The organism is Traorella sp. mt218 (assembly GCF_055420025.1).
In genome coordinates this window covers 1-24,772 of sequence record NZ_JBVAYM010000030.1, presented here as the reverse complement: position 1 = coordinate 24,772, position 24,772 = coordinate 1, and the positions used below count along the sequence as shown (strand labels likewise).

Below are 24,772 nucleotides of genomic sequence, written 5' to 3'. Positions count from 1 at the left end.
GTCATGAAAAGAATTCTGATCACCGGTAAAGGAAGTTATATAGGAACTCATTTCAGAGATGAGCTGTTGAAATATCCTGATAAATATGAGGTTGAAGAATTAGAGATGAGAAATGATGAATGGAGAAATCATGATTTTTCATCTTATGATGTCATTTATCATGTAGCAGGAATCGCTCATATCAAGGAAGTGAAAGAAAATGAACAGCTTTACTATCAGGTAAACAGAGACTTGGCTTATGAAACAGCAAAGAAAGCAAAGGAAGAAGGCGTGAGTCAGTTTATATTCATGTCATCGATGAGTGTCTATGGATTGAATTATTCAGATGCACCGATCGATTTATCTACACCATGTAATCCTAATACCTACTATGGAATCAGCAAGTATGAAGCAGAAAAGCTTTTGCGTGGATTGGAAGATGGATCGTTTAAAGTATGTATCGTAAGACCGCCGATGGTATATGGTGATCATTCACCGGGAAATCTTACAAAGTTATTTAAAGCAGTAAAAAAAGTGCATATATTTCCTACGATAAAAAATCAACGCAGCTCTATTACAGTTGAAAAGCTTGTAGAGTTTATCAAGAAATACATTGATGAAGAAGCAGGTGGAATCTACCTTCCTCAGAATGATGAATATATGTGTACATATGAAATAGTAAAAGAAAAGATGGAAAAAGGAGGCATCTTTGTTTTCTATACTTCACTTTTTAATCCGATAATCAAGCTTATGATTGGAAAAGTGGGGTTAGTAACAAAGTGTTTTGGAGACTTGATATATGGAAAATAAAAAGATATTAGTAACAGGAGCAAATGGTTTTTTAGGACAAGGTATTGTCACTGAATTGATTAATAGAAAATTTGATGTTATCGCAACAGATTTTACGGATGATAAAATTGATAAACGTGCAAAAATAATGTGTGGTAATATTTTTGAATTAGACGATCCTTTTACTTATTTTGATCAGCCTGATATCCTTTTGCATTTAGCTTGGCGCGATGGATTTGTTCATAATTCATTGAATCATATTAATGATTTGCCAAATCATTTTTTATTTACAAAAAAAATGATAGATAGCGGGTGCAAACATATTGCTGTATTGGGAAGTATGCATGAAGTTGGTTTCTTTGAAGGAAGCGTTAATGAAAATACTCCAACCAATCCACAAAGTCTTTATGGTATTAGTAAAAATGCTCTAAGGCAGGCTGTAGAATTAGAATGTAAGAACAATAAGGTAATTTATCAGTGGTTAAGAGGATTCTATATTGTAAGTAATAATACTAGTGGTTGCTCAATTTTTTCAAAAATTGCTCAAGCAGTTCTTAAGGGAGAAAAAGAATTTCCTTTTACACTAGGATTAAATCAATTTGATTTTTTAGACTATGATTTATTTGCTCAACAAGTAAGTGATACAGTAAGCCAAGATAAAATTAACGGAATCATTAATATTTGTTCCGGAAGGCCAGAAAAATTATCTGATCGAGTTGAAAGATTCATTAAAGATAATCATTATGATATCAAACTTCAATATGGTAAATTTCCTGATCGTCCGTATGATTCAAAAGCTATATGGGGAGATAATAAAAAAATAAATGAAATACAGAGGAATTTAAATCATGTTGAATAATAAAAATATATTGTTTTTCTGTCCTTCTTTCTTCGGATATGAATTAAAAATTAAAGCTAAGATGGAAGATATGGGAGCTATTGTTGATTTTTATGATGAAAGATCGATTAGCAAAAGCTATGAAAAAGCTTTATTAAAGATCAATCCCGATTTATTTACTAAGAAAAGTGAATCATATTATTTAGGAATTTTAGACAAGATTAAAAATAACTCATATGATGTCGTATTATTTGTAAAAGCTGAAATGGTTCCAGTTTCAATTCTAAAAAAATTAAGGGAAATTTTTAATACTGCATCTTTCCATCTTTATTTTTATGATTCTGTTAAAAATGTTAAAGGTGTAGAAAAGAAATTAGATTATTTCGATTCAATTTATTCATTTGATCGCAATGATTGTAATATATATAAATTCAATTTCAGACCCCTATTTTATTTAGATGAATATCGTTTAGATATAGAAAATGAAAAAAACTATAAATATGATTTATGTTTTATAGGCACAATACATTCCGACAGATATAAAATTATTCAAGAAATTAAGAAAATTTGTGATTCTAACAGTTTAAAGTTATATTTATATCCATTCTTGCAAAGTAAGTTCATTTACTATTTTTATAAACTTACAAAGAAAGAATTTAGAAATACAAGGATTAAAGATTTTAGGTTTGATAAGATTTCTAGTCATGAGATATCTAAAATTGTTGCAGATACTAAAGTTATTCTTGACATTCAGCATCCGAATCAAACAGGTTTAACTATGCGTACAATTGAAATGATTGGTATGAATAAAAAAATGGTTACTACGAATCAGGATATAAAGAATTACGATTTTTTTTGCAATGAAAATATTTCTGTGATTGATAGAACTAATATTAATCTAGATTTAGAAATATTTAAAAGAAAATATAAAAAATTAGAAGATCAGATATATAACTATTATTCAATTAAACAATGGATATTAGATGTTTTAGGTGAAAACAATGAGCAATAAATATTCAATTTCAGAATTTACAAAAAATGTTTATTCTTTAATATTAACAAAGTTATTTTTTAAACATGCACGATTAATAAGACGTCCTGTTTATATTAGAGGAAAAAAAAGTATTGTTGGTGGAAAAAATCTAACACTTGGTAGATTTTGCCGGTTTGATCTAGATGGAAATAAAAAAACATTATTTATAGGCGATAATTGTGAATTTGGAGATATGACACATATTGTTGCTTTAAATAATGTTCAAATTGGGAATAATGTATTGATTGCATCAAAAGTATTTATTAGTGATACGAGTCATGGATCATATAAAGGTATTGATCAGGACTTACCTTCAATACCACCAAATAAAAGAAAACTAATAAGTGATGAAGTCGTTATTGGCAACAATGTCTGGATAGGAGAAAATGTAGTTATTTTAGCAGGTGTTCATATAGGCGATGGATGTATTATTGGTGCGAATAGTGTTGTAACAAAAAATATACCAAATAATACAATAGCTGCTGGCGTACCCGTCAAATTTATAAAACTTTACAACAATGAGTTAAAGGAATGGATAAAATATGACTAAAAAATTATCTGATAGTATTGAAATAAGTGTTGTTATACCAATGTTTAATTCTGAAAAAACCATTATAGATACAATATGCAGCATTGAAAATCAAACTGATAAGAATCATATCAAAGAAATTCTTATAGTTAATGATGGGTCAACTGATAAATCAAAAGAATTGGTTGAAAAACACTCAAAAGAAAGTTGTTTGAATATTAAATTGATTGATAAAAAAAATGGAGGTGTTTCATCTGCAAGAAATATGGGAATGAAATCTAGTAGTGGAAATTGGATTGCTTTTTGTGATTCAGATGATCGCTGGTTACCAAAAAAATTAGAAATACAATTAGACATTATTAAAAATTATGATATTGATTTTTTAAGCTGTAACATGAATGATAAACCTTTAAAAATATTGTTTAAAAAAATCACAAAACTCTATTCTCCTTCTATAAAAGATATATGTATAAAAAGTATATCTCAGCCATCAACAGTTATCATGAAAAAATCAATTTTTGATGAAATTGGCGGCTTTGATGAAAATCAACGTTATGCCGAAGATGGTAACTACTTTTTAAAAATTGCTCATGATTACAAATATTATCATTTACCTGAACAAGTGATTGATTATGGATATGGAAAAAGAGGATTTGGTGAGTGGGGGTTATCTGCAAACCTTAAAGGTATGCATGAAGGAAACCTAAAAAATTTGAATGAGTTAAAAGAAAACAAATGGATAAGTAATTGTTTTTATTACTGTATTAAATCCTTCTATTATTTGAAATATATTAGAAGGATTATTATTTCAAAATTGAAAGGATAATAAATGAAAAAAATTATTTTTTATTATAAAAGCATGAATAGATTTGGTGGAGTAGAAAGAGTTATTGCAAATACTGTAAACGCTCTTTCTCCATTTTATGATATAACAATATTGACAAAAGATTCAACTCTTACTAATTTTTATATTGAATCTAAAGTAAAAATCGATACTTTACATGTTATGGAGGAAAACAGTAAAAATAGAAGTATCAAAAATATTTTAAGTAGCAGGAAAAATTTAAAAAAATTTTTTTCAAATCATGACTTTGATTATATATATACTGCAACTATTATAGAATCTCTAGAAGTATATTTATGTGGAAAAAAATATACAAAAAAATTAGTTGCAACTGAACACGGTTCCTTTTATGCTAGTAATGCTATATATAATAAAATTAAGAGTATTATTTTCCCAAAAATTCACTGTTTAATAGCATTTACTACAATGGATACTGAGCAGTATAAAAAGTTAGGTTATCCAGTAGTATATATTCCTCATTTAATTAATAATAAATACAGTGATACCGTATTAGAAAAGGAAAAAATTATTTTAAATGTTGGTAGATTAACTCATGACAAACAGCAAAAATTATTAATAAAAATGTGGAAAGAATTATGTGATGAAAATAAAATAAATGATTGGTCACTTTATATCATTGGATCAGGAGATTTAAAAAGTGAATTGAAAAAATATATTAAGGATATTAATGCATATAATATTAAAATGATTGATGCCACTCCAAAAATAGAAGAATATTACAAAAAAGGAAGTATTTTTGCTTTTACATCAAAAATGGAAGGTTTTGGAATGGTTTTAACGGAAGCGATGTCTTATGGAAATCCATGTATTTCATTCGATTGTCCTAGTGGCCCAAGGGATATTATTATCAATGGAAGAAATGGATTCTTAATTCCTTGTTATAACACTGAAGAATATAAAAAGATGTTATATGAACTTATGAATGATAAAGAAAAAAGATATGAAATGGGTGTAGAAGCAATAAAAACAATTCGAAATTGGAATAATGATAAAATTATAATGCTTTTTAGAAAAGTGTTTAACTAAAGAAATGGCAATGTGAATAAAAAAGCTAGATATGAATAAATTATTTAAGAATAATAGCTTTTTTAGCGTTATTTAACGTATGCATCAACTCAAAATTGTGTAGTTGGAGTGGCTTGAAAATTAATAACATAACTTCTTGGATTATTACAAATTATATAATTTTATAAGTTTCTCAATTGTTCCAATTTTTATGATAAACGAGAACGACTCTTTTTTATAAAGAAAATATTAACATAAAAAAAGAATTTTAAAAAAATAAATTACATGCTATGTTTATTGGTATTTTCAATTAATTGCATAGCATCTTTTTTATTAAAGCAGATTTCAATTATTAAAAATCATATGATTTAATTAGTTTAGGAGAAATTAAAATGAATATATTTACATTATTGTTATTCCTTTTATTAATATATCAGTTTATAAAGTTTGATTTAAAAAAAATCTATAAATATTTATTGATGGAAACTATATTCTTTAAATTGTTTTGTGATATTGGTCTAAGTATAGATTTAAATTTTATATCATTTAGACCATATGAAATTTTATTATATCTTTTATATATCATATCTATATATATAATCATTACAAAAACAAAATTGTCAAAAAAGCAAATGATAATACTATTAGTTTTAATTGCTTTAATAATATTAAATAATATTCTACTAATTCTGAATCCTTTAAATTATAAAACAGTATGCTTACCTTACCTTTGGTATGATTATTTTATTAATAACATAGGGGTTAGTCCATCTTTTAATAGATATGTCGTAATTTATGATGGATATTTTATTCTATTTTTCTTAACACTTTTTGCTATATTTAATTATTTTACCAAAAAAGAAATCAAAGAAATGTTTAAGAAATTTATAGACATCAGTTTTAAAATATTGCTAGTTATAATACTTGCTGAAGTAGTAATAAAATTAATTTATGGTGAAACTATTTTTTATCAGATTAGAGATAGTCTATTTGGAGTTGGAGCAGATACATCTTCGATCCTTGAAAGAGGTAATTTAATAACAATATATGGCCTTTGTACAGAACCTTCTTCATTAGCATTGTCTTTATTCTATTTATCTTTAGGTATACTAGTTTCTGACAAAAATCTAATCAACATTTTAAAAAAATATTGTGTAATTTTTATAATTGGATTTTTTACAGGAAGTATGTTATTTTATCTATTATTCGTGCTTTTATTATTTGCATTATTATGTAGGCATATAAGACATATTATAGAATTATACAATAAATATAAAAATATTTTTTTATCTATATTTATTATATTGAGTTTATGTATTGTTGTATTTTTAATAAGTAATACCGGACATTATTATATAATGCGGTTAGTTAACATAGTAAATATCTTATTAGAAGGCAAAATGGATTTTAACTCAGAAACAGTTCGTATATATAGTTCAATTGAAATGATTAAAATTTTTTTTATGAGACCTTTATTTGGTGCTGGTTTGGGTACTACATATGGTTTCTCATCCTTATTTTCATTATTATCTAATTTTGGACTAATTGGTATAATAGTATATACGATGGGGATTAAGATATCTCTTGTAAATGTCAATATAAAAAAAATCTACTATATATTATTAGTATTATTAGTTTCATTTATGGTTCATGGAAGCATTAATACTTTTGTTTTTCCACAAGCTATTTATATAGTAATGCTTATTTTATATGCAAATGAACCAGAAGTATATGCTGATGACAAGGAGGTATGTTATGAATAGCGTTAATAAAAATACTATTAATAATACTGTTATGTTATATATACTAACTTTTGCTAAATTAGTGTTACCTTTATTAACTTTTCCATATTTAACTCGAGTATTAAGTGTATCTTCTTATGGTCAGTTAACTTACGTAAAAAGCTGTACTAATTATATGCAATTGGTTGTAGATTTTGGATTTTTATTATCAGCTACAAAAGATATTGCAAGAATTGTAAATAAAAAAGAAGAAGTTTCTGAAATATGCAGCAGAGTAACTTTTGCAAAAATTATTCTTTCTTTTATCTGTTTCATTGTTTATATTATTATGATCATTATGATTCCGATTTTAAACAATAATGTTACTTTTTCAATTCTTTCTATATTTCCAATTATTTTAAGTATTTTCTTATTTGATTATTATTTTCGTGGGATTGAAAAAATGCATATTTTAACAATACGATTTATTATTGTTAAAATTATAAGCACTGTGTTGACATTATTATTTGTTAAAAGTGATAATAATTTGATATTGATTCCTATTTTTGATATCTTATCTAGTTTTGTTGCAATAGGATCAACTATACTTTACTTAAAAAAGGAAAATATTCATATATATGTGAATATTCATTTAATTAAATCTTCTTTTAATGAAATTAAAAGATCTGCAGTGTATTTTTTCTCTGATATTGCAAGCACAGCATTTACTTTAATTAATACGTTTTTAATTGGATTGTTTTTAACAGCAGATGATGTAGCATATTGGGGTGTAGCCTATACTCTGATATCTGCTGTTCAAAGTATGTATAATCCAATATCTAATGGTATTTATCCTACAATGGTTAAAACGAAGTCTTTTGGTTTAATTAAAAAAGTATTGTATATTTTTATCCCAATTACTATAGCAGGCGTAATATTCTGTTATTTTTCTGCACCGATGATAATTAATATAATAAATGGTAGTCAGTATTATTCTTCTGTTGGCGTATTTAGAGGATTACTTTTAGTACTATTATTTGGTTTCCCTGCAATTATTTTAGGTTGGCCTACTTTAGGTGCAATTGATCGAGAAAAAGAAGTGACATTTACAACAATCCTTTCTGCTATCATTCATGTTACAGGATTATGTATATTAATTTTGTTAAATAGATTCAATATTTACTCAATTGCAATTACTCGTAGTATAACTGAATTTTTTATCTTTATATTACGAGCCATATATGTTTTTAAGTACAGAAATGAATTTTCTGATTAAACTGTAAAGAGGAGAACTATGTCAAGAAAAAAAATAGAAAATCAACTTACAACAAGTCATAAATACTTTGCTTATATTAATAAAAACTTGAATGAAATCAAAGATTCATCCTCTGGTGGAGCTTTTTTATCAATAGTTAAGATTATATTCTCTTTGCATGAAAATGTTGTTGTTTATGGTTGTGAAATGAAATACAAACCAAATATTCATGCTGAAATAACAAAAAGTTATAAATATCAAGATTGTTTAAAATTCTCTGGTTCTAAATATATAGCAGGTGACATAAAAAACGTATTTAAATATATAGATGAAGATGTAAATAATGGAATGTATATAGTTATTTCAGGTTTGCCTTGTCAACTTTCTGCAATAAGGAATTATTTAAAAATAAAAAAATATAATGAAGATCGATTTTTTTTCATTGATCTAATTTGTCATGGAACAGGAAATGTTGATTTTTTTGAAAATTTTGTTTCTTTATTATCAAAAAAATATAATTCTGAAATTATCCAATATAAATTTAGAGATAAAAACCAGGGTTGGAAAGGTTATCCTAGTTACGTTAAATTTATAAATGGAAAGGAATTAAAAAACACTTTAATTCTTCGTAATTTTCCAATTTTATACCTAAATGGTTATATTATTCGCAAATCTTGTTTTAGTTGTCAATTTTCAAATCTAAATCGTGTTGGTGATATTACTTTAGGTGATTGCTGGGGAATAGAAGCATCGGAAGGAAAAATAGATACAAAATATGGTGTATCGTTAATTATTTCAAATTCAGAGAAATCTGAACAAGTTTTATCTTTTATTAGTCAATATGGATATATTAAAGAGATTGCTAAGGAAACTGTTATAAGTAATCAGCAAAATTTAGTTAATGGTCATAAGCCACCGAAAGAGTATGATCAATTCTGGAATTTATATAAAAATAAAGGAATTAAAAAAGTTTTAAAAAAATACGGAAGTATGAATGTCAGACAGTTTGTCAGATTTTATTTAAAAAAGTTTGCAATTAAATTTCATCTTTATAAAATATGAGGTACTTTAATATGAAAAAAATAGGAATTGTTACTTACTATAAAATTTATAACTACGGATCAATTTTACAAGCTTATGCTTTATCAGAAAAAATTAATTCACTAGGATATGAATCCGAAATTATAGATTACTTGGATGATACACAGTCTTGTTTCTCTGAAATAAAGAAAAAGACATATAGAAATAGAATTTTAACAAGTTTAAAAAGCCCTTTTTTATTTTTTAGTACTATATCTACTAAACTAAAAGGAAACAAATTCGTAGCCAATATAAGCAGTAGTCAAAAGCAAAAGTTTGATGATTTTATGTATAAATATCTAAAATTGTCTAAAACAGATATTTTAAATGATAAAGATTATTTCTCTGGTTTTGTTTGCGGAAGTGACCAAGTTTGGCAACTTTCAGCCCCTGGACTACATGAACTTTATTATTTACGTTTTACATCTCCTGATAAAAGAATTGCATATGCACCTAGTTTTGGCAGTCAAACAATACCATGGTATAATAAAAAAAGACTAATAAAATATCTATCAGAATTTTCTAATATTTCTGTGCGTGAAAATAGTGGAGTAGAAATTATCAAAAATCTCTTGAATATTGAGGTGCCTCAAGTACTTGATCCTGTATTACTAGTTGAAAATAGTTTTTGGAATCAGTTTATAACATCAAATACAAATAAATATATAGTGGGATATTTTATAGGTGATATTAGTAATTATATAGAAACAATTCAAAATATAGAAAAAAAAGTTGGCACAAAAATGATTTTAATAAATTCAGGGAAAAAACAAAATATAGATAGAGAAACTATTGAGGCGAGACCTGAAAAGTTTGTAAATTTAATAGCCAATTCAGAATATGTTTTAACTGATTCTTTACATGGTACAGAGTTTGCTATTGTTTTCAAGAAGAATTTTTTAGTTTTAGAAAGAAATTATGTTACAGTCCCGGAACAAAAAACAAGATTAATTTCACTTCTACAATTATTAAATCTAGAAAATAGATATAAAACTTCATTAGATAAAGTAGATGAATTATATATAGAAAATATAAATTATAATACTATCGACCAAATTTTAAACAAAGAAAGAAAAAAATCAAATTTATATCTTTCAAATGCATTAAATAAACTTAAGTAATTTAATTCGTATTTTATTCAATAGTATATTAAATAATACGTTTGAAAATTTTAATAAATGAATTTAAAAGATTATACTTTATATAAAAACTGTACAAATGACAATTATTACGTAAAAATATACCCTGTAGGGCAAACACTAAAACTAGTGTAAACCTTACAGGGTATATTTTTTACAGTTTATGTATATATATTTTATTTATTATCAATTAAAGATAGTTATAAATTACAATCTCCAATATGTATATCCAGTTTTATTTAAATCGTTAATTTTAAAAATACTCTTAACATCAATCAAAATTTTTTCATTATTTGGTAATGGCTTAAATAATTTATCTATTTCATCTAATTTTAATTCTTTGAATTCATTATGTGCTACTGCAAAAACTAAGCAATCCAAATTTTTCAATTCATTAAACTCTGTTAAATCAATATTATATTCTTTTTTTGCATCTTCTTTTGATGCCCATGGATCAACAACAATAGGACTTACACCATATTCTTGTAATCTTTTAACAATATCTTCAACTTTTGAGTTTCGTGTATCTGGACAATTCTCTTTAAATGTTAAACCTAAAATAGCAACTTTTGATTCTTTTACTTTTTTGTTGGTTAATATTAATTTTTTTATAATGGAATCAGCAATAAATTCACCCATTCCATCATTTACTTTACGTCCTGCTGCTACTATTTGACTATGATAACCTAAATTTTCAGCTTTATATACAAAATAATATGGATCTACACCAATGCAGTGCCCACCAACTAATCCAGGTCTAAAACCTAATGCATTCCATTTTGTGTTCATTGCTTCTACTACTTCGTTTGTATCAATATCCATACGGTCAAATACCATAGCCAATTCATTCATAAAGGCAATATTTATATCGCGTTGACTATTTTCAACGACTTTTGCTGCTTCAGCTACTTTAATAGATGATGCTCTGTGAACCCCTACGTCAATAACTAGTTCATAAATGTTAGCAATTTCATTCAAAGCTTCTTCATCAATGCCTGAAACAATTTTTTTAATATTTTCTAATCTATGTATCTTGTCACCTGGATTAATTCTTTCAGGAGAATATCCAATTTTAAAATCAATGCCACACTTTAAGCCCGATTCTCTTTCCAAAATAGGAATACAAATATCTTCTGTTGCTCCCGGATAAACTGTAGATTCATAAACTACAATTGAGCCTTTCGTTAAATTTCTGCCAACAATTTCACTGGCACCTATAACCGGATTTAAGTCTGGAGTTTTATCTTGATTTACAGGCGTTGGAACAGCAACTATATGAAATTTAGCTTTTTTCAGATCCTTCTCATCAGAAGTAAAATAGACCTTTGTTTCTTTAATTGCCTCATTGCCAACTTCATGGGTAGGATCTATACCTGATTTATACATTTCAATTTTCTTTGCATTTAAATCAAATCCTATAACATTAACTTTTTTAGCAAATGCTACTGCAATAGGCATTCCTACATAACCTAAACCAACAAGTGAAATATTTTCCTCTTTATTAATTATTTTTTCATATAATGACATTTTTATTCCTCCTCAATATGACAGATAAATTTTTTATTACTAATCTCTCATAAACAAATCTCTACTATAAATTTTATCTTTTATATCTTTTAATTCATCATTCATTCGGTTAACAATAATTACATCAGATATTTCTTTAAACTCATTTAAATCTTTAATTACTTTACTATTAAAAAAGGTATCTTCATTTAGTGTTGGTTCATACACAACTACTTCAATACCTTTAGCTTTGATTCGTTTCATAATTCCTTGGATTGCGCTTGCCCTAAAGTTATCAGATCCACTTTTCATTGTTAATCGATAAATTCCAACAATTTTAGGTTGCTTATTTATGATCATCTGTGCAATATGATCTTTTCTTGTACTATTACTCTGGACAATAGCACTTATCAAATTTTCTGGTACATCTTTATAATTTGCTTTCAACTGTTTTGTATCTTTTGGTAAACAATATCCACCATATCCAAATGAAGGATTATTATAATGATTACCAATTCTAGGATCTAAGCATACACCTTCAATAATATCTTTAGAGTTTAGACCTTTTAGTTCAGCATATGTATCTAACTCATTAAAATAGGATACTCTTAACGCTAAATACGTATTCGCAAAAAGCTTAATCGCTTCTGCTTCAGTACTATTTGTAAATAACACTGGAATATCTTCTTTCAGTGCCCCTTCTTTCAATAAATCAGCAAATTTTTTTGCTCGTTCACTTTTTTCTCCTACAACAATTCTTGAAGGATAAAGATTATCGTATAATGCTTTGCCTTCTCTTAGAAATTCTGGTGAGAAAATAAGGTTGTTAGTTTTGTATTTTTCTTTTACTTGTTTTGTAAATCCTACTGGTACTGTAGATTTTATTACCATGATAGCATCCGGATTTATATTCATAACTGAAACGATAGTTTCCTCTACAGAAGAAGTATCAAAGTAGTTTAACTTTTCATCATAATTTGTTGGTGTGCTAATAACTACAAAATCAGCATTTTTAAAAGCAACCCCTTTATCTAAAGTTGCTTTCAAATTTAAATCTTTTTCTTTTAAATATTTTTCAATATATTCATCCTGAATAGGAGATACTCGTTTATTTATCATTTCAACTTTTTCTGGTATGATATCCAATGCTACTACTTCATGATGCTGACTTAATAAAGTAGCAATACTTAATCCTACATATCCTGTTCCTGCTACTGCTATTTTCATTTTTTACCCTCCAATAATATTCTTTTTCGTTCTTCATAGCTTTTATTTAATAAATATGAAAATTTATCTCGATTTTTATTTTTATATTCTTCTATAGAACAAATATATTTTGCAGGTACACCTGCTACAACACTATTATTTTTCACATTTTTAGTCACAATACTACCTGCACCTATTATGCAATTATCACCTATCGTAACATTTGGCAAAATAGTGACATTTGCACCTATAAAACAATTATTCCCAATGGTTATCGGTCCATATATAGTTAAGTTAGGTAATTCATTTCTAAGAACATGAACACCACCATCATGTGTAATAAAAGTAACGTTAAAGCTGACTCTTACATTATTTCCAATTGTTACTAAATAAGGTTCAGATCCAAAATTAATATTATAGCCAATAAAGGAACAATTATTACCAATATTAGCACCAGTTTTTTTATAAAACATTGTTAAACTTGGATCTTTTCTTTTATAAAATTTTTTTAGAAATCCAGACATAATTCCTCCAATTTTAATTTAATTTATTTCTTCCTTTTTTTATTGCCAATAAAAAAATATCTCTATAGAAAACTACAAAGATTAAGGAAACAATTGCAATGCATATTAAAGAAATAATTGTAGAAAAACAAACCCAACTAAATACAGATAGTTCTGTCATATTGATGTTAAATGTACATAAATAGAATGTAATCAAAGAAATTAAATCAGCTGATAAAACCTTAATAAAATGTTTATAAGATCTGTTTATTATATTTCTTTTAAGATAGTACACTGATGCTATCATCCTATATATTGTAGATAATGAAGTTCCTATAGCTACTCCAACTAAGCCATAATTTATCACAAGGATAATAGAAACTACAATATTTATTAAGCATTCGATGAAACAATATAATTGAGTTTCTTTAAAATGACCTGCTGAAAAGATAATAGTTGTATAGGGAATTTTAAGAAGATTAAAACAATAAGCTGAAGTAATCCATAAAGAAAACGCGTAATTTGCGTAATTTGCATCATTCACACCTTTTGTATATACTAGCACAAATGGCAATAATACTTTACTAACAATTAAAAATAGGATAAGAATAACGAAATGAAAGATCGATTCAAATTTATCAAATTCACTTTCTACAATATCATATTTTTCTTCAGCCAATAATTTACCAAAAAAAGACTTATATCCCACTATTACTGAATTTAAAAAATTCTTAATGTGTTTCAGTGGAAGAACATAAATATTGTAAATAGATACATTTACAAGTGTTGAAAAGCTAGTTAATACAATTGTATCCACACTATCAGTTACAGCCGTTGTAATATGTTGTATCATCCCACTCCATTGATTTCTTATATAGTTTTTTCCATCATAATTTTCTAAATCAAGATTAAAATGCTTTTTCACGTATAATGATAAATATAACGGCCTTATTAGATATAATAATGATGAAAACAACTTAACAATTTGAATATTACATCCTATATTAATAAGAATAATAGATAAAACTAAATTTAATATTACAGTAATGGAATTTATAATTTGATATATATATACTTTTTGATCCGCATTTAATAATAACTGATTGCATATTCCAAAATAGTATTGAGCAAATGAACTAATAGATAAAGCTACTAATAATGTAATATTATATAAGGGACTAAAATCATTTTGGTTTATAAAAGAATAGTAAAACATTAAAAAGATTATATATATTATAAATATTCTTGCTATTGTTTTAAAGTATTTTAAAGCACTTCCATATATATTTCTGATTCCAACATTATCTTGTTTAGCCAATGGTTTATAAAAGGATGTTTGAACAATGGATCCTACACCCAAATCTAAAAAAGAAATACAAGATAGCATCTGACTCATTGATGACATTAAACCATAAGAAGTACTACCAAATGCTGATAAAAGCAATCTTGGTAAAAACATTCCACAAACTACAGTAATAAATTGACTAATTAAGGAAACAACATTATTTATTACTAATTTTCTTTTCAATGAGAACACCTCTTTCAAATTTTCTGTTTAGCATTATTATCTAAATACCAGTCAACAAATTTCTTTATCCCTTCATCTATCCTTACTTTTGGTTCATAATTTAATATTTCTTTCGCATGTGAAAAATCGCTATATGTAATATTTACATCTCCAGGTTGCATCGGTAATTGTTTTATTTTAGGCTTTTTATTTAAAGTATTTCCAATTACATTAATTAGATCAATTAATGAAATTGGGTGACTGCCACCTAGATTGAAAATATCGTAAATATGTTTATCTTTTTTCATAACATAATTTAGAGCAAGAATGGTTCCTTCAACAATATCGCTAACATATGTATAATCTCGTGCTGTTGATCCATCTCCATACATGGGTATCGATTCATCTTCAAGCATTAATCTAGTAAATTTATTGATGGCCAAATCAGGCCTTTGTCTTGGACCATACACTGTGAAATATCTAAGACATGCAATATTCATATCAAATAAAGAATGATAGGTATAACATAACAATTCACCAGCTTTTTTTGTTGCTGCATATGGGGAAATAGGGTTATCAACGGGATCTTTTTCTGAGAAAGGCACCTTTTTATTATTTCCATAAACTGAAGAAGAAGAAATAAATACAAAGCTTCTTACATTATGAAAACGACATGCTTCAAGTAAATTGGTCAATCCCATTAAATTTACATCAACATAGTAACTAGGATTATCAATTGATGGTCGAACTCCAGCATTTGCTGCTAATGATACAACGCCATCAAAAATATGATTCTCAAAGATACTATTAATAAATTCTTTATTACGTATATCTCCTCTATACATTTTATAGTAAGAGCCATTTTTCTCAGCAGTCTTTTCAACTAATTTTAAATTAGTTTCTTTTAGTGAAGGATCATAATAATCATTAAAATTGTCTACAGAAATAACATCATGACCTCTATTCATTAATTCTTCTGATAAATGTGAGCCGATAAAACCGGCGCCTCCGGTAATTAAATATAACATTTTATTCTCCTTTACTTATTAATTAAATTTAGCCATTGTAATAAAATATTACTCTGATCATATTCTTCTGTTACAAAATGAAAAGCATTCTCTATAAGTTGTTTTCTTAATGCTTCATCATCAAAAAGTAATGATATTGCTTGACTCATGCAATGTTTTTTATCATCTTTTTCACAAGGAATTAATATTCCATTATTATGTATTTCCATAGAATTTATTTTTCTTGTATAATCATATTTATTTGCAATAAGTTCTCTTGGCCCTGACAAGCAGTCTGTAGATATTACTGGTACTTTTGAATACATTGCCTCTAATATAACATTACCAAATCCTTCAAAGTTGGAAGATAAGACAAAAACACTAGCTTTCTTTAAATATTTAAATGGATTGTTTGTGTAAGGTATAAATATAACTCTATCTGTAAGCCCTAAATTTGAAACAAAATGTTTTAAATCTTTTTCTAAAACCCCGCTACCAACTAGCATTAGGATCGAATCTGGATATAGTGAAGAAATTCTAGAATATTCTTCTATTAAATATTTATGATTTTTGGGTACATCTAATCTACCAACATTAATTATGATCTTTTTATTTTTTAAAAAATGATCCATTTCTTGTTCTAAGGGTTCTTTTAATTTGTTATTTATTTCATTAGTATTAAAAAAATTATAAATTGTTTGTATTAATTTTTGATTAACGTTAAAATTTGTAACTAAATCGTTTTCTACACCTTTAGATATGGCAACTATTGAATTTGCTCTATTATATAATTTTTTCATTAAGAATAGTTCAATTTTTTTAGACCTTGACCTATATATATTTTTTTGTATTGATTTAAAACTACGAACAGATATGATAGTTTTGCATTTTTTATTATTTGATAAAATATTTATTATATTAGGATAATCCAGAAAACTGATTGAGCAATCAATCTTTAATCTTTTTTTTAATTTCCTTATTTCTGTAATTAAATAAAAATATTTATATAAAAAACGTATGTATTTATTTTTATATTTTAGTTCAGCCTTCCTTAATTCTAAATCAATAACAGATCCTTTGTACTCATAAGTGATTTCATTACCATTAAAAAGAAATAAATATACTTTATCAACTTCTTCATATATATTTTTAGCTAATTGTCCTGCAATTCTTTCTGCTCCGCCTCTTGATAAAGTAGGACAAATTATAGCTACATTTTTATCAATCATAATTATTTTTCCTCCGAAACATTTGAAATATTAATATATTTCCCAAATATGCTATCATAATTGCTTGGTACAAATGGAACAAATCCTCCACCATTAAAAAAAGTAAATTCCCCAAATAAAATTTTATTATCAATTACATAAAAGTCCAATCTCACTTGTGGTATATTCTTTGAAAGTTTTCTTGAAATGCTGATTATTTCATCAAAACATTTTGGTTTTTCAAACAGATAGCTCGAACTAGGATGATTGCTAAGTCTGACATTTAGTTTATTGAAGTCGAAATCGTAGAAATCAACTTTTGCTTCTTTTGGCCCTTTTTCTCTATCACTCGCAATGTATAGAAATTTTGGTTCTCCATCAAAGCAAAATATTTTATAATCTAATAGACCATGTTGACTATCTACGTCTTTCAAATACTGTTCAATGACAATTCTTGGAGGAACATTTTTATATGGCCATTCTCTACATTTGTAATATTGATTTTTTTTTAAGTTTTTTTTTATTTTCAATTTTGCATTTTCAAAATCAAAATTATTCTTATCTTTACATATAATGACACTTCCAGAATCATGAGTACACTTTATAACAAATTGTTCAGGAAGGTCAGAAATTTTCATTGTTTCAAACTCTTCATATGTTGAATATAATTTAATCAATGGAATAAGATATTTTTCACCAATTACATTTTTCACATAATTTCTCACTTCATATTTATCTACTAGCTTTATATATAGTGGCCTTCTATCATGTAATTTTAACCATTGTAATTTTTGATTATATGTTGTAGGATTATTTAAATTTAATTTTTCATTAAATGATGCTCTATATTTTAAATTAAGAAAAACTTTATCTGGTAAAAAACGAAAATCAATAAATTTATTTAAATAACCGAACAAAATATAAGGATTGTCCGCTATCCGTTTCAATTTATTCATATTAATTCCTGCTCTTTCTTTTAAATCTAATTAAATAATTCAAATATAATTTTTTCTGCTCTTTTATTCCAAGTATATTTCTCATTAAATAGATTCTTACCATTTTGTCCAATTTTATTTGCAATTGTTGGATTATTTTTACAAAACTGTATTTTTTCTATCCATTCCTCGATGTTATTACAATTACATAAAAAGGCTGTTTCATTATTAGTTAAAATCTCTCTTAAAACAGGTAAATCAGAACAAATAATTGGTTTGCCCAATGACATATATTCAAATAATTTTAATGGTGACATCCAATTAGCTAAGTTTTCTTTTCTGCTATTCTTGGATGATGCTCCATATACTTTATTCAAATAGGGGGCTAATAAGATGCCCATTTGTTTTCCATAAGCAACCGTTTCATTGTGAGGAACAAAACCATAAAAAAACGCATTATTAACATTACCTACAACTTTTTTCCAATAGGATATATCGCTATCGTTACCACCTATGATATGAAAATCAGTATTAGGCATTTTTTGGATCAATTGAGCAATAATTTCCATTCCTTTTCCAGGATATAACTGACCGATATAACCAACTTTTAATCTTTCATTATCAATATTTAGAGTAATATCATATGTTTCTTCTTTAGGCATATCTGCTCCATCATGTGCAACGATAATTTTATTTTTATCAATTTTATTTTTTAACGACAAATGTTCTTTTAATGCCGTACTTATAACTACTAGTTTTACCAAGTGTTTGCTTTTTGAAATATGATTGAAAAATGACACCTGATATTTACCTAAACTTTCTATAGGTTGATGGAGCTCTAAAGAGAATCTAACATTGCTTATTAGAGATAGAAAATAGCAAATATTAATACTCCTTCCATAAGCAATATCTGGTTTTATTTTATGGATGTATAAAGCTGCACGAAGTGCATATAAATAAGCACCTCCTTTAATATTTAATTGTTTCAATTTTATTACCTTAAAACAGTTTTCAACGCCATAAAATTTATAAATATCATCACATTCTAATAAATTTACATTTGGAGCAAGAAGTATGACTTCATTTCCATTTTTAGCAAATGCCTGACACATTTTCATTATATGAACACTATTTGCTTCTTTGGATGGGATCTTTGCATCAGAATAATATACTATTTTCATACAGTGATACTCCCTTTTTTTGATAACAAATATAAAGTAAAAAAGTAAAAGGGCATGAAATATTGCATAATAAAAGGTTCCTTGGCTTCAGAAATAATAATAACTAAAAAAAGTATTGCTAATATAATTTTTACTTTTTTATCATAACAAGAAATAATGATTTTAATCATTGAATAATAGAAACTGCCATAAAACAATAGAGAACCAATGATTCCCATTGAAAAATAACTACGAATATATCCACTGTCATGATAACAAGAAATATTACCTACAGTACCTCTTGTAATGCCTGTTCCAAAAAATGTCCTTATAGAAAGTCTAGGAATATCCATTCCAAACAAAATAAATATTGATGATTCTGAATTAAAAGAAAATACGTTTTTCCATTTTTCAATTATTCTTATGTATAATTCTGGTAATATAAATTTACATATCAATAAGAAAATAATTGCAGCAATTAAAAAGATTAAACATATACTTAATATTCTTTTTATATTATTAATATGTAAATCGTTAAATATTGTATATATCAATAATAAGATTCCAAAAATAGTACCTGTCATGCCACACATTAGACTAGAAAACATTAACCACATAAAAGAAATATAATAAAATAGTTTATGTTTTCTATAAAAAATCATATAAGAACAACTCAACATACCTAAAAATAAAATTAAAGTTATGGATGCTCCAGAAGCACCTAAACCTTGAGCTCTACCTATATATAAGTAAGAATAATTTGATTCATTAAGAAAAATAGCATCAGCTATTTCTCTATATATTTGTGAAGTCTGTTGCAAAACAATTGTCACCGTTTCAAATAAACAAACAAGAATATAACATTTAATAAATTCATTTTTATTTTTAAAAATACAAGAAAAAAAGATTGGTGCAATACATACATAGAGTGAAGTGAATACCAAAAGATTCAATATATATCTTCCATTACTTTGATTTATAATAACTAAAATAGAAGTATAAAAACAAAGAAAAATTAAAGCCATCAAAATTATTTTTATATATTTGGTAACAAATGATGAGATGATACCAATTAATTGTTTTCTTTTATAAAATACTATATAAAGTATTACTGTAAATAAAACTAATTTACGACTTGAAAATAATGTAGGTAGACATTTTAATTGAATTTCAAAAACAAAAAAATATAACAAAGAGATTTTTATAAATTTATCATACTTAGATATAAAAGAAAGTAATTTATTTTCTTTAGCCAAATTCATGATAAATCATTCCTTCTTTCCTATAATATATTCAACATAATCATGCCATTCCTTGAAAACATTTTCTGCTTTATACTCTAAAGCTTTATGCTTTGCCTCTTTGCTAATAGATGCTGCAAATTGCTCATTATCTAAAATTCTTTTTATTCCTTTAGCTAGTGATAAAGAATCGCCTATCGGAACTAAAATTCCATTGATGTTATTTTCTATTAACATTTTTGGCCCTCCACATGGGCAATCAGTAGAAACACTTGGAACACCAATAGCAAGTGCCTCCATTAAAGCATTTGGCATACCTTCATAGTCAGAAGATAAAACAAAGACTGCAGCTTTTTTCATTTCTTCCTGTATATTAGTAGATAATCCTTTTAAAATAACTTGCTCATGTAAGTTGTTTTCATTTATATATAATTGTAATCTATTTTCAAGGCTTCCTTTTCCATATATTAATAAATGGATGTCTTTATAGTCATCTTTTATTAATGAAAAAGCCTTAATTAATAATTCGTGATTTTTCTGTTTTTCTAATCTTCCACAAGATATAATTAAATTTTTTGTAGGCGAATAATCTACCTCATAAAAAACATGATTAACACCATTAAAAATAATGGTTGATTTATTTTGTAATTTTTCGGGAAACCACAATTGAGCATCTTTTGTTTGAAAAACACATCCATCCGCCATAGGTAATAAGTATTTTGCAAGAAACTTACTCAATTTTCCAGAATATTCTTTATTTGGATCATTTCTAACTGAAATAATCTTTTTAACATTTAAGCCTAAACTAGATATAATTGCTCTATAATTTGGTTCGGCCATGAATGAAATAATAACATCTGGTTTTTCTTGTTTTAGTATTTTCCTTAATCGAAGAATTCTTGTAATGTTTCGACTTATTTTATTAAAGTGATTTACTTTGTTTTCTAAATTTATTCTTTTTATATTTTTTTTCAATTCGTATTCTTCTGATGTTGAATATGAAGTAACAAAAATGCAAGAATTAAAATCTGAAAAATAATTTGCAAGATTTACTAATACTCTTTCTGCTCCACCTCTATTTATAGTATTAATATAGAATATAATTTTTCGATTCACTATAAATACCTACTTTCCTCATAACATTTTTTATAAAAATCCGATATCCATTTAACATTATGTGTTATATCAAAACCACTGTCGATGATTAACTGATATGTATCGATTCTTGTGCTAGTGATTTCATCAAGTTTTGTCAACCAAGGTGAAATACCTTTATTTATAGGAAGAAAATGTATAGTGGGTGTAATATCAACTTCTTTAGTTATAGTATTAGAAACTAAACACGGTAAACCAGAAGCTTGTGCTTCAACTAGAGATACAGGTAATCCTTCCCATAATGATGGAAATAGAAAATAATCAAATGCTTGCAAATAAAGATCAATGTTTTCTTTAAAGCCTAACAAAATTACACAATCATTTAAATTATAGGATCTAATTATTTTTTTTATGTCTTTTTTTAATTCACCATCACCTAAAAGTACAAGTTTAGTGTTTTTATTTTTTAAGTGTATTGCATTGAATAATTTTAATAAAAAGGGATAATTTTTTGATTCATGAAATCTTCCTATATGTCCATATAATTCACATGTTTCATCTACATTTAATTCTTTTCTAGTTTTATTTCTATTAGACATATTAAAACGGTATTTTGAAGCATCAATAGAATTTTTTAAAATATAATAATTACTTTTTTTTGTGGTTTTCTTTCCATATAGCCATTCACCACTCGTCTGAGAACATGCGAAAAAATAATTTGCTTGGTATCTTAATGGAAATTGTAAAATGGTTTTTGCATATTTTTTTAATCCTGTACTATTTGAAGTGCTATGGCTATGAATAATAGTAATTACACCATTTCTTTTGGCAATCGGCAAATACAATGAAGCATAACTCCTAATATGAGAATGCAGAATTTTGTATTCTGGATGCTCTTTAAAAAATGAATTCCAGTTTTTAATTAGTGATAATAAATTTAATCCATTAAAAGCTGGTATATAATATATACGACCACCCAATTCTTTTATTTCTTTTTCGTAATATAATTCGTCTTGGTGGTCTATAATGAAATCAAATTGTATTTTGTTACGATCTATCTTTCTATAAAGGTTCATAACCATTGATTGTGAACCACCTATATTTAATCCACCAATCATGTGTAATACTCTTATCATCTAAAATACCTCTTTTTAACTTTCTGAACTATTGCTTGATAAATTAAATTGTTGAAATAAATTAATCTAAGTGATTTTAAATTATATTTCTTCATTAACAATTTTCATGTAATTGGATACTACAATATTTCTATCAAATTCATTTTCAACTTTCTTTCTACCTGCTAACCCCATATTGACTTTTTCAATATACGGAAGATTAATGAATTTTTCTATTTTTTCTATTAAATCTTTTGAATCGTTTGCTTTTATAATATAACCATTTACACCATCTTCTATAACTTCTTTACAGCCACTACGATTAGTTGTGATAATAGGTCTTCCACTTGAGCATGCTTCTAATAAAACATTATTAATTCCTTCAGGATAATAAGTAGGGAGAATAACACAATGTATGTTTTCTAGAAATTCTGAAATATTACGTATTAGACCATGATAGATTACAATTTTATTCTTATTAAAATCTGTTAGCTTTCCACTGTATTCTGGTTCACAAAAACCACAAATATGAAATTCAATGTTTGGATACCTTTTTTTAATTGCCTGAGCAGCTTCCAAATATTGATCAATTCCTTTTTCTTTCATGATACGGCTTATAAATGCAAATTTTAAAGTATTACTTTGAGGATATTTTTTGAGCGGGAATCGCTCGAGATTTACACCCGATCCAGGTAATAAATGATACTTTCCAATAGCAATTTTTTTGTCAGCAAAAAACTGCATATTCTCATTATTCTGAAAAAAAACTTTATGTATATCTTTAAAAGCATACTTATAAAGCCAAATTATTAATTTTTGCTTCCATCCTTGATTTTCTACAGCCGTACCTAATCCTGTAATATTAGCAACGAAAGGTATTTTCGCCTTTCTAGCAGCAATGGCTCCATATATATTAGGTTTGATCGTAAAACCAAAAATAACATCAGGGTGAATCTTATTTATTATTTTTCTATATTCTAACAATATCTTAAATTCTTCAACAGGATTTATTCCATGTCGATTAATTGAAATATCATAATATTCTACTCCTAGCTTAACAAGTTCATCTATTCGTTCGCCATATGGTGAACATACGGCAACTTTATGTCCTTCAGAAAGTAATTTTTCAACTAATTCTAGCCTAAAATTATAAATTACGATATCATGATTTACTAAAAATAAAACTTTACTCATTTTTTCCCTCTGCCAATCGAAGCGATTCTTCAAAAGAATACTTGTTGTAATCTTCTTTATATCTTGATAGTTCTTTATCTATCGTTAAATTCCCAAATACTTTATTGATATATGTCTGTTTATTAAAAAGCTTGATAAAAGGATTGAAGATTCCTGTAAACCATATCTTATGATTATGTATCTTTGCGATTTCCTTGATCATCTCCGCACTGCTTACATATTCGCGATTCTGTGGTAAGTAAATTCCACTCTCTTCGTTATCGATCATTAGTCGTATAAATTCGATCAGATTCCCTAGAAAAAGCATGCTTCGCTGATTCCTAAGTGTAGGAAATATAGGTGTCTTTCTTGCAAATTTAGACATTAGTGGATAATTACCTTTTGAGTTTGGACCATAAATCATGGGTGGTCGTACTATGACAACCTTGAAACTTTCATCTTTCAAAGGTCTTATCTTGATCTCTGCCTGCTTCTTGCTGTCACCATAAAAATTATCAGGAGTCAGTGGGGTATCTTTGGTGATGACTCTATCTTCACCAATTTTCCCGCTTCCATAAACAATAATAGAAGACATAAAAATAAACTGTTTTACACCCTCTTCTTTTGCTTTCTTTGCTGTTTCATAAGCTAAATCAGTATTGACTTGATAATAAAGTTTTCTTTGACTCTCATCAGGTGTTGAGTGTGCCAGTCCTGCTACATGATAAATGACATCATAAGATGAAAAATCATGATTTCTCCATTTATCATTTCTCATCTCTAATTCTTCAATCTCATATTTATCAGGATATTTCAACAGCTCATCTCTGAAATGAGTTCCTATATAACTTCCTTTACCGGTGATCAGAATTCTTTTCATGAT

At 26.4% G+C, this 24,772-nt stretch carries 23 protein-coding genes; 10 read left to right on the top strand and 13 right to left on the bottom strand.

Going from position 1 to position 24,772, the window contains the following annotated elements; translation table 11 throughout:
• The 10 genes from ACZYT3_RS11645 to ACZYT3_RS11600 all read left to right on the top strand — a co-directional run.
• A partial coding sequence (locus ACZYT3_RS11645) for an NAD-dependent epimerase/dehydratase family protein (protein WP_464088790.1) occupies positions 1 to 789 on the top strand: 789 nt, incomplete at its 5' end.
• Positions 779 to 1,627 (top strand): NAD-dependent epimerase/dehydratase family protein, encoded by an 849-nt coding sequence (locus ACZYT3_RS11640; protein ID WP_464088789.1) that lies wholly within the window; start codon positions 779 to 781, stop codon positions 1,625 to 1,627. The genes ACZYT3_RS11645 and ACZYT3_RS11640, both read left to right, overlap by 11 nt.
• Positions 1,617 to 2,618, top strand: a complete 1,002-nt coding sequence (locus ACZYT3_RS11635; RefSeq protein ID WP_464088788.1) for a WaaS/CpsH family glycosyltransferase — start codon at positions 1,617 to 1,619, stop codon at positions 2,616 to 2,618. Before ACZYT3_RS11640 ends, ACZYT3_RS11635 begins: the two co-directional genes overlap by 11 nt.
• Positions 2,608 to 3,189, top strand: a complete 582-nt coding sequence (locus ACZYT3_RS11630; protein WP_464088787.1) for a DapH/DapD/GlmU-related protein — start codon at positions 2,608 to 2,610, stop codon at positions 3,187 to 3,189. The genes ACZYT3_RS11635 and ACZYT3_RS11630 overlap by 11 nt, the downstream gene beginning before the upstream one ends.
• Positions 3,182 to 3,994 (top strand): glycosyltransferase family 2 protein, encoded by an 813-nt coding sequence (locus ACZYT3_RS11625; RefSeq protein ID WP_464088786.1) that lies wholly within the window; start codon positions 3,182 to 3,184, stop codon positions 3,992 to 3,994. The genes ACZYT3_RS11630 and ACZYT3_RS11625 overlap by 8 nt, the downstream gene beginning before the upstream one ends.
• A 3-nt stretch (positions 3,995 to 3,997) precedes the next feature.
• Complete coding sequence (locus ACZYT3_RS11620; RefSeq protein WP_464088785.1) at positions 3,998 to 5,059, top strand: glycosyltransferase; 1,062 nt, start codon at positions 3,998 to 4,000, stop codon at positions 5,057 to 5,059.
• 371 nt (positions 5,060 to 5,430) lie between these two features.
• Positions 5,431 to 6,801 carry a hypothetical protein gene (locus ACZYT3_RS11615; protein ID WP_464088784.1) on the top strand — a complete coding sequence of 457 codons (1,371 nt, stop codon included), beginning with the start codon at positions 5,431 to 5,433 and terminating at the stop codon, positions 6,799 to 6,801.
• Entirely contained in the window at positions 6,794 to 8,035 is a 1,242-nt protein-coding gene (locus ACZYT3_RS11610) for an oligosaccharide flippase family protein (protein WP_464088783.1), read from the top strand. The genes ACZYT3_RS11615 and ACZYT3_RS11610 overlap by 8 nt, the downstream gene beginning before the upstream one ends.
• A gap of 18 nt (positions 8,036 to 8,053) precedes the next feature.
• The gene (locus ACZYT3_RS11605) at positions 8,054 to 9,076 is read left to right on the top strand and encodes a Coenzyme F420 hydrogenase/dehydrogenase, beta subunit C-terminal domain (RefSeq protein WP_464088782.1); all 1,023 of its coding nucleotides are present in this window, start codon (positions 8,054 to 8,056) and stop codon (positions 9,074 to 9,076) included.
• A gap of 11 nt (positions 9,077 to 9,087) precedes the next feature.
• Positions 9,088 to 10,215 carry a polysaccharide pyruvyl transferase family protein gene (locus ACZYT3_RS11600; protein ID WP_464088781.1) on the top strand — a complete coding sequence of 376 codons (1,128 nt, stop codon included), beginning with the start codon at positions 9,088 to 9,090 and terminating at the stop codon, positions 10,213 to 10,215.
• A gap of 225 nt (positions 10,216 to 10,440) precedes the next feature.
• Here the strand turns inward: ACZYT3_RS11600 and ACZYT3_RS11595 are convergent, their stop codons facing one another.
• From ACZYT3_RS11595 to ACZYT3_RS11535, 13 genes are all read right to left on the bottom strand, one after another.
• The gene (locus ACZYT3_RS11595) at positions 10,441 to 11,760 is read right to left on the bottom strand and encodes a nucleotide sugar dehydrogenase (RefSeq protein ID WP_464088780.1); all 1,320 of its coding nucleotides are present in this window, start codon (positions 11,758 to 11,760) and stop codon (positions 10,441 to 10,443) included.
• 39 nt (positions 11,761 to 11,799) lie between these two features.
• The gene (locus ACZYT3_RS11590) at positions 11,800 to 12,966 is read right to left on the bottom strand and encodes a nucleotide sugar dehydrogenase (RefSeq protein WP_464088779.1); all 1,167 of its coding nucleotides are present in this window, start codon (positions 12,964 to 12,966) and stop codon (positions 11,800 to 11,802) included.
• Entirely contained in the window at positions 12,963 to 13,469 is a 507-nt protein-coding gene (locus ACZYT3_RS11585; protein WP_464088778.1) for an acyltransferase, read from the bottom strand. The genes ACZYT3_RS11590 and ACZYT3_RS11585 overlap by 4 nt, the downstream gene beginning before the upstream one ends.
• Positions 13,470 to 13,482: 13 nt before the next feature.
• Positions 13,483 to 14,976: a lipopolysaccharide biosynthesis protein gene (locus ACZYT3_RS11580; protein WP_464088777.1), complete on the bottom strand. Its 1,494-nt coding sequence runs from the start codon at positions 14,974 to 14,976 to the stop codon at positions 13,483 to 13,485.
• A gap of 14 nt (positions 14,977 to 14,990) precedes the next feature.
• Positions 14,991 to 15,983, bottom strand: a complete 993-nt coding sequence (locus ACZYT3_RS11575; RefSeq protein WP_464088776.1) for a GDP-mannose 4,6-dehydratase — start codon at positions 15,981 to 15,983, stop codon at positions 14,991 to 14,993.
• A gap of 11 nt (positions 15,984 to 15,994) precedes the next feature.
• The gene (locus tag ACZYT3_RS11570; RefSeq protein ID WP_464088775.1) at positions 15,995 to 17,191 is read right to left on the bottom strand and encodes a glycosyltransferase; all 1,197 of its coding nucleotides are present in this window, start codon (positions 17,189 to 17,191) and stop codon (positions 15,995 to 15,997) included.
• 2 nt (positions 17,192 to 17,193) lie between these two features.
• Entirely contained in the window at positions 17,194 to 18,126 is a 933-nt protein-coding gene (locus tag ACZYT3_RS11565) for an ATP-grasp fold amidoligase family protein (RefSeq protein WP_464088774.1), read from the bottom strand.
• Between the two features lie 26 nt (positions 18,127 to 18,152).
• The gene (locus ACZYT3_RS11560; RefSeq protein ID WP_464088773.1) at positions 18,153 to 19,286 is read right to left on the bottom strand and encodes a glycosyltransferase family 4 protein; all 1,134 of its coding nucleotides are present in this window, start codon (positions 19,284 to 19,286) and stop codon (positions 18,153 to 18,155) included.
• Complete coding sequence (locus ACZYT3_RS11555; RefSeq protein ID WP_464088772.1) at positions 19,283 to 20,527, bottom strand: hypothetical protein; 1,245 nt, start codon at positions 20,525 to 20,527, stop codon at positions 19,283 to 19,285. The genes ACZYT3_RS11560 and ACZYT3_RS11555 overlap by 4 nt, the downstream gene beginning before the upstream one ends.
• 6 nt (positions 20,528 to 20,533) lie before the next feature.
• Entirely contained in the window at positions 20,534 to 21,622 is a 1,089-nt protein-coding gene (locus ACZYT3_RS11550) for a glycosyltransferase family 4 protein (RefSeq protein ID WP_464088771.1), read from the bottom strand.
• Positions 21,622 to 22,737, bottom strand: coding sequence for a glycosyltransferase family 1 protein (locus ACZYT3_RS11545; protein WP_464088770.1), 1,116 nt, complete (start codon positions 22,735 to 22,737; stop codon positions 21,622 to 21,624). The genes ACZYT3_RS11550 and ACZYT3_RS11545 overlap by 1 nt, the downstream gene beginning before the upstream one ends.
• An 81-nt stretch (positions 22,738 to 22,818) precedes the next feature.
• Positions 22,819 to 23,910: a glycosyltransferase family 4 protein gene (locus ACZYT3_RS11540; protein WP_464088769.1), complete on the bottom strand. Its 1,092-nt coding sequence runs from the start codon at positions 23,908 to 23,910 to the stop codon at positions 22,819 to 22,821.
• Positions 23,903 to 24,772 (bottom strand): NAD-dependent epimerase/dehydratase family protein (locus tag ACZYT3_RS11535; protein WP_464088768.1); only part of this gene is annotated, 870 nt, incomplete at its 5' end. The genes ACZYT3_RS11540 and ACZYT3_RS11535, both read right to left, overlap by 8 nt.

Bases quoted from the DNA above. Each gene is read 5' to 3' on its own strand.
- ACZYT3_RS11605 (WP_464088782.1), top strand. From the start codon at position 8,054: ATGTCAAGAAAAAAAATAGAAAATCAACTTACAACAAGTCATAAATAC.
- ACZYT3_RS11595 (WP_464088780.1), bottom strand. From the start codon at position 11,760: ATGTCATTATATGAAAAAATAATTAATAAAGAGGAAAATATTTCACTT.
- ACZYT3_RS11630 (WP_464088787.1), top strand. From the start codon at position 2,608: ATGAGCAATAAATATTCAATTTCAGAATTTACAAAAAATGTTTATTCT.
- ACZYT3_RS11540 (WP_464088769.1), bottom strand. From the start codon at position 23,910: ATGAGTAAAGTTTTATTTTTAGTAAATCATGATATCGTAATTTATAAT.
- ACZYT3_RS11610 (WP_464088783.1), top strand. From the start codon at position 6,794: ATGAATAGCGTTAATAAAAATACTATTAATAATACTGTTATGTTATAT.
- ACZYT3_RS11600 (WP_464088781.1), top strand. From the start codon at position 9,088: ATGAAAAAAATAGGAATTGTTACTTACTATAAAATTTATAACTACGGA.
- ACZYT3_RS11570 (WP_464088775.1), bottom strand. From the start codon at position 17,191: ATGATTGATAAAAATGTAGCTATAATTTGTCCTACTTTATCAAGAGGC.
- ACZYT3_RS11555 (WP_464088772.1), bottom strand. From the start codon at position 20,527: ATGAATTTGGCTAAAGAAAATAAATTACTTTCTTTTATATCTAAGTAT.
- ACZYT3_RS11590 (WP_464088779.1), bottom strand. From the start codon at position 12,966: ATGAAAATAGCAGTAGCAGGAACAGGATATGTAGGATTAAGTATTGCT.
- ACZYT3_RS11565 (WP_464088774.1), bottom strand. From the start codon at position 18,126: ATGAATAAATTGAAACGGATAGCGGACAATCCTTATATTTTGTTCGGT.
- ACZYT3_RS11615 (WP_464088784.1), top strand. From the start codon at position 5,431: ATGAATATATTTACATTATTGTTATTCCTTTTATTAATATATCAGTTT.
- ACZYT3_RS11545 (WP_464088770.1), bottom strand. From the start codon at position 22,737: ATGATAAGAGTATTACACATGATTGGTGGATTAAATATAGGTGGTTCA.
- ACZYT3_RS11575 (WP_464088776.1), bottom strand. From the start codon at position 15,983: ATGTTATATTTAATTACCGGAGGCGCCGGTTTTATCGGCTCACATTTA.
- ACZYT3_RS11635 (WP_464088788.1), top strand. From the start codon at position 1,617: ATGTTGAATAATAAAAATATATTGTTTTTCTGTCCTTCTTTCTTCGGA.
- ACZYT3_RS11640 (WP_464088789.1), top strand. From the start codon at position 779: ATGGAAAATAAAAAGATATTAGTAACAGGAGCAAATGGTTTTTTAGGA.
- ACZYT3_RS11585 (WP_464088778.1), bottom strand. From the start codon at position 13,469: ATGTCTGGATTTCTAAAAAAATTTTATAAAAGAAAAGATCCAAGTTTA.
- ACZYT3_RS11560 (WP_464088773.1), bottom strand. From the start codon at position 19,286: ATGAAAATAGTATATTATTCTGATGCAAAGATCCCATCCAAAGAAGCA.
- ACZYT3_RS11620 (WP_464088785.1), top strand. From the start codon at position 3,998: ATGAAAAAAATTATTTTTTATTATAAAAGCATGAATAGATTTGGTGGA.
- ACZYT3_RS11625 (WP_464088786.1), top strand. From the start codon at position 3,182: ATGACTAAAAAATTATCTGATAGTATTGAAATAAGTGTTGTTATACCA.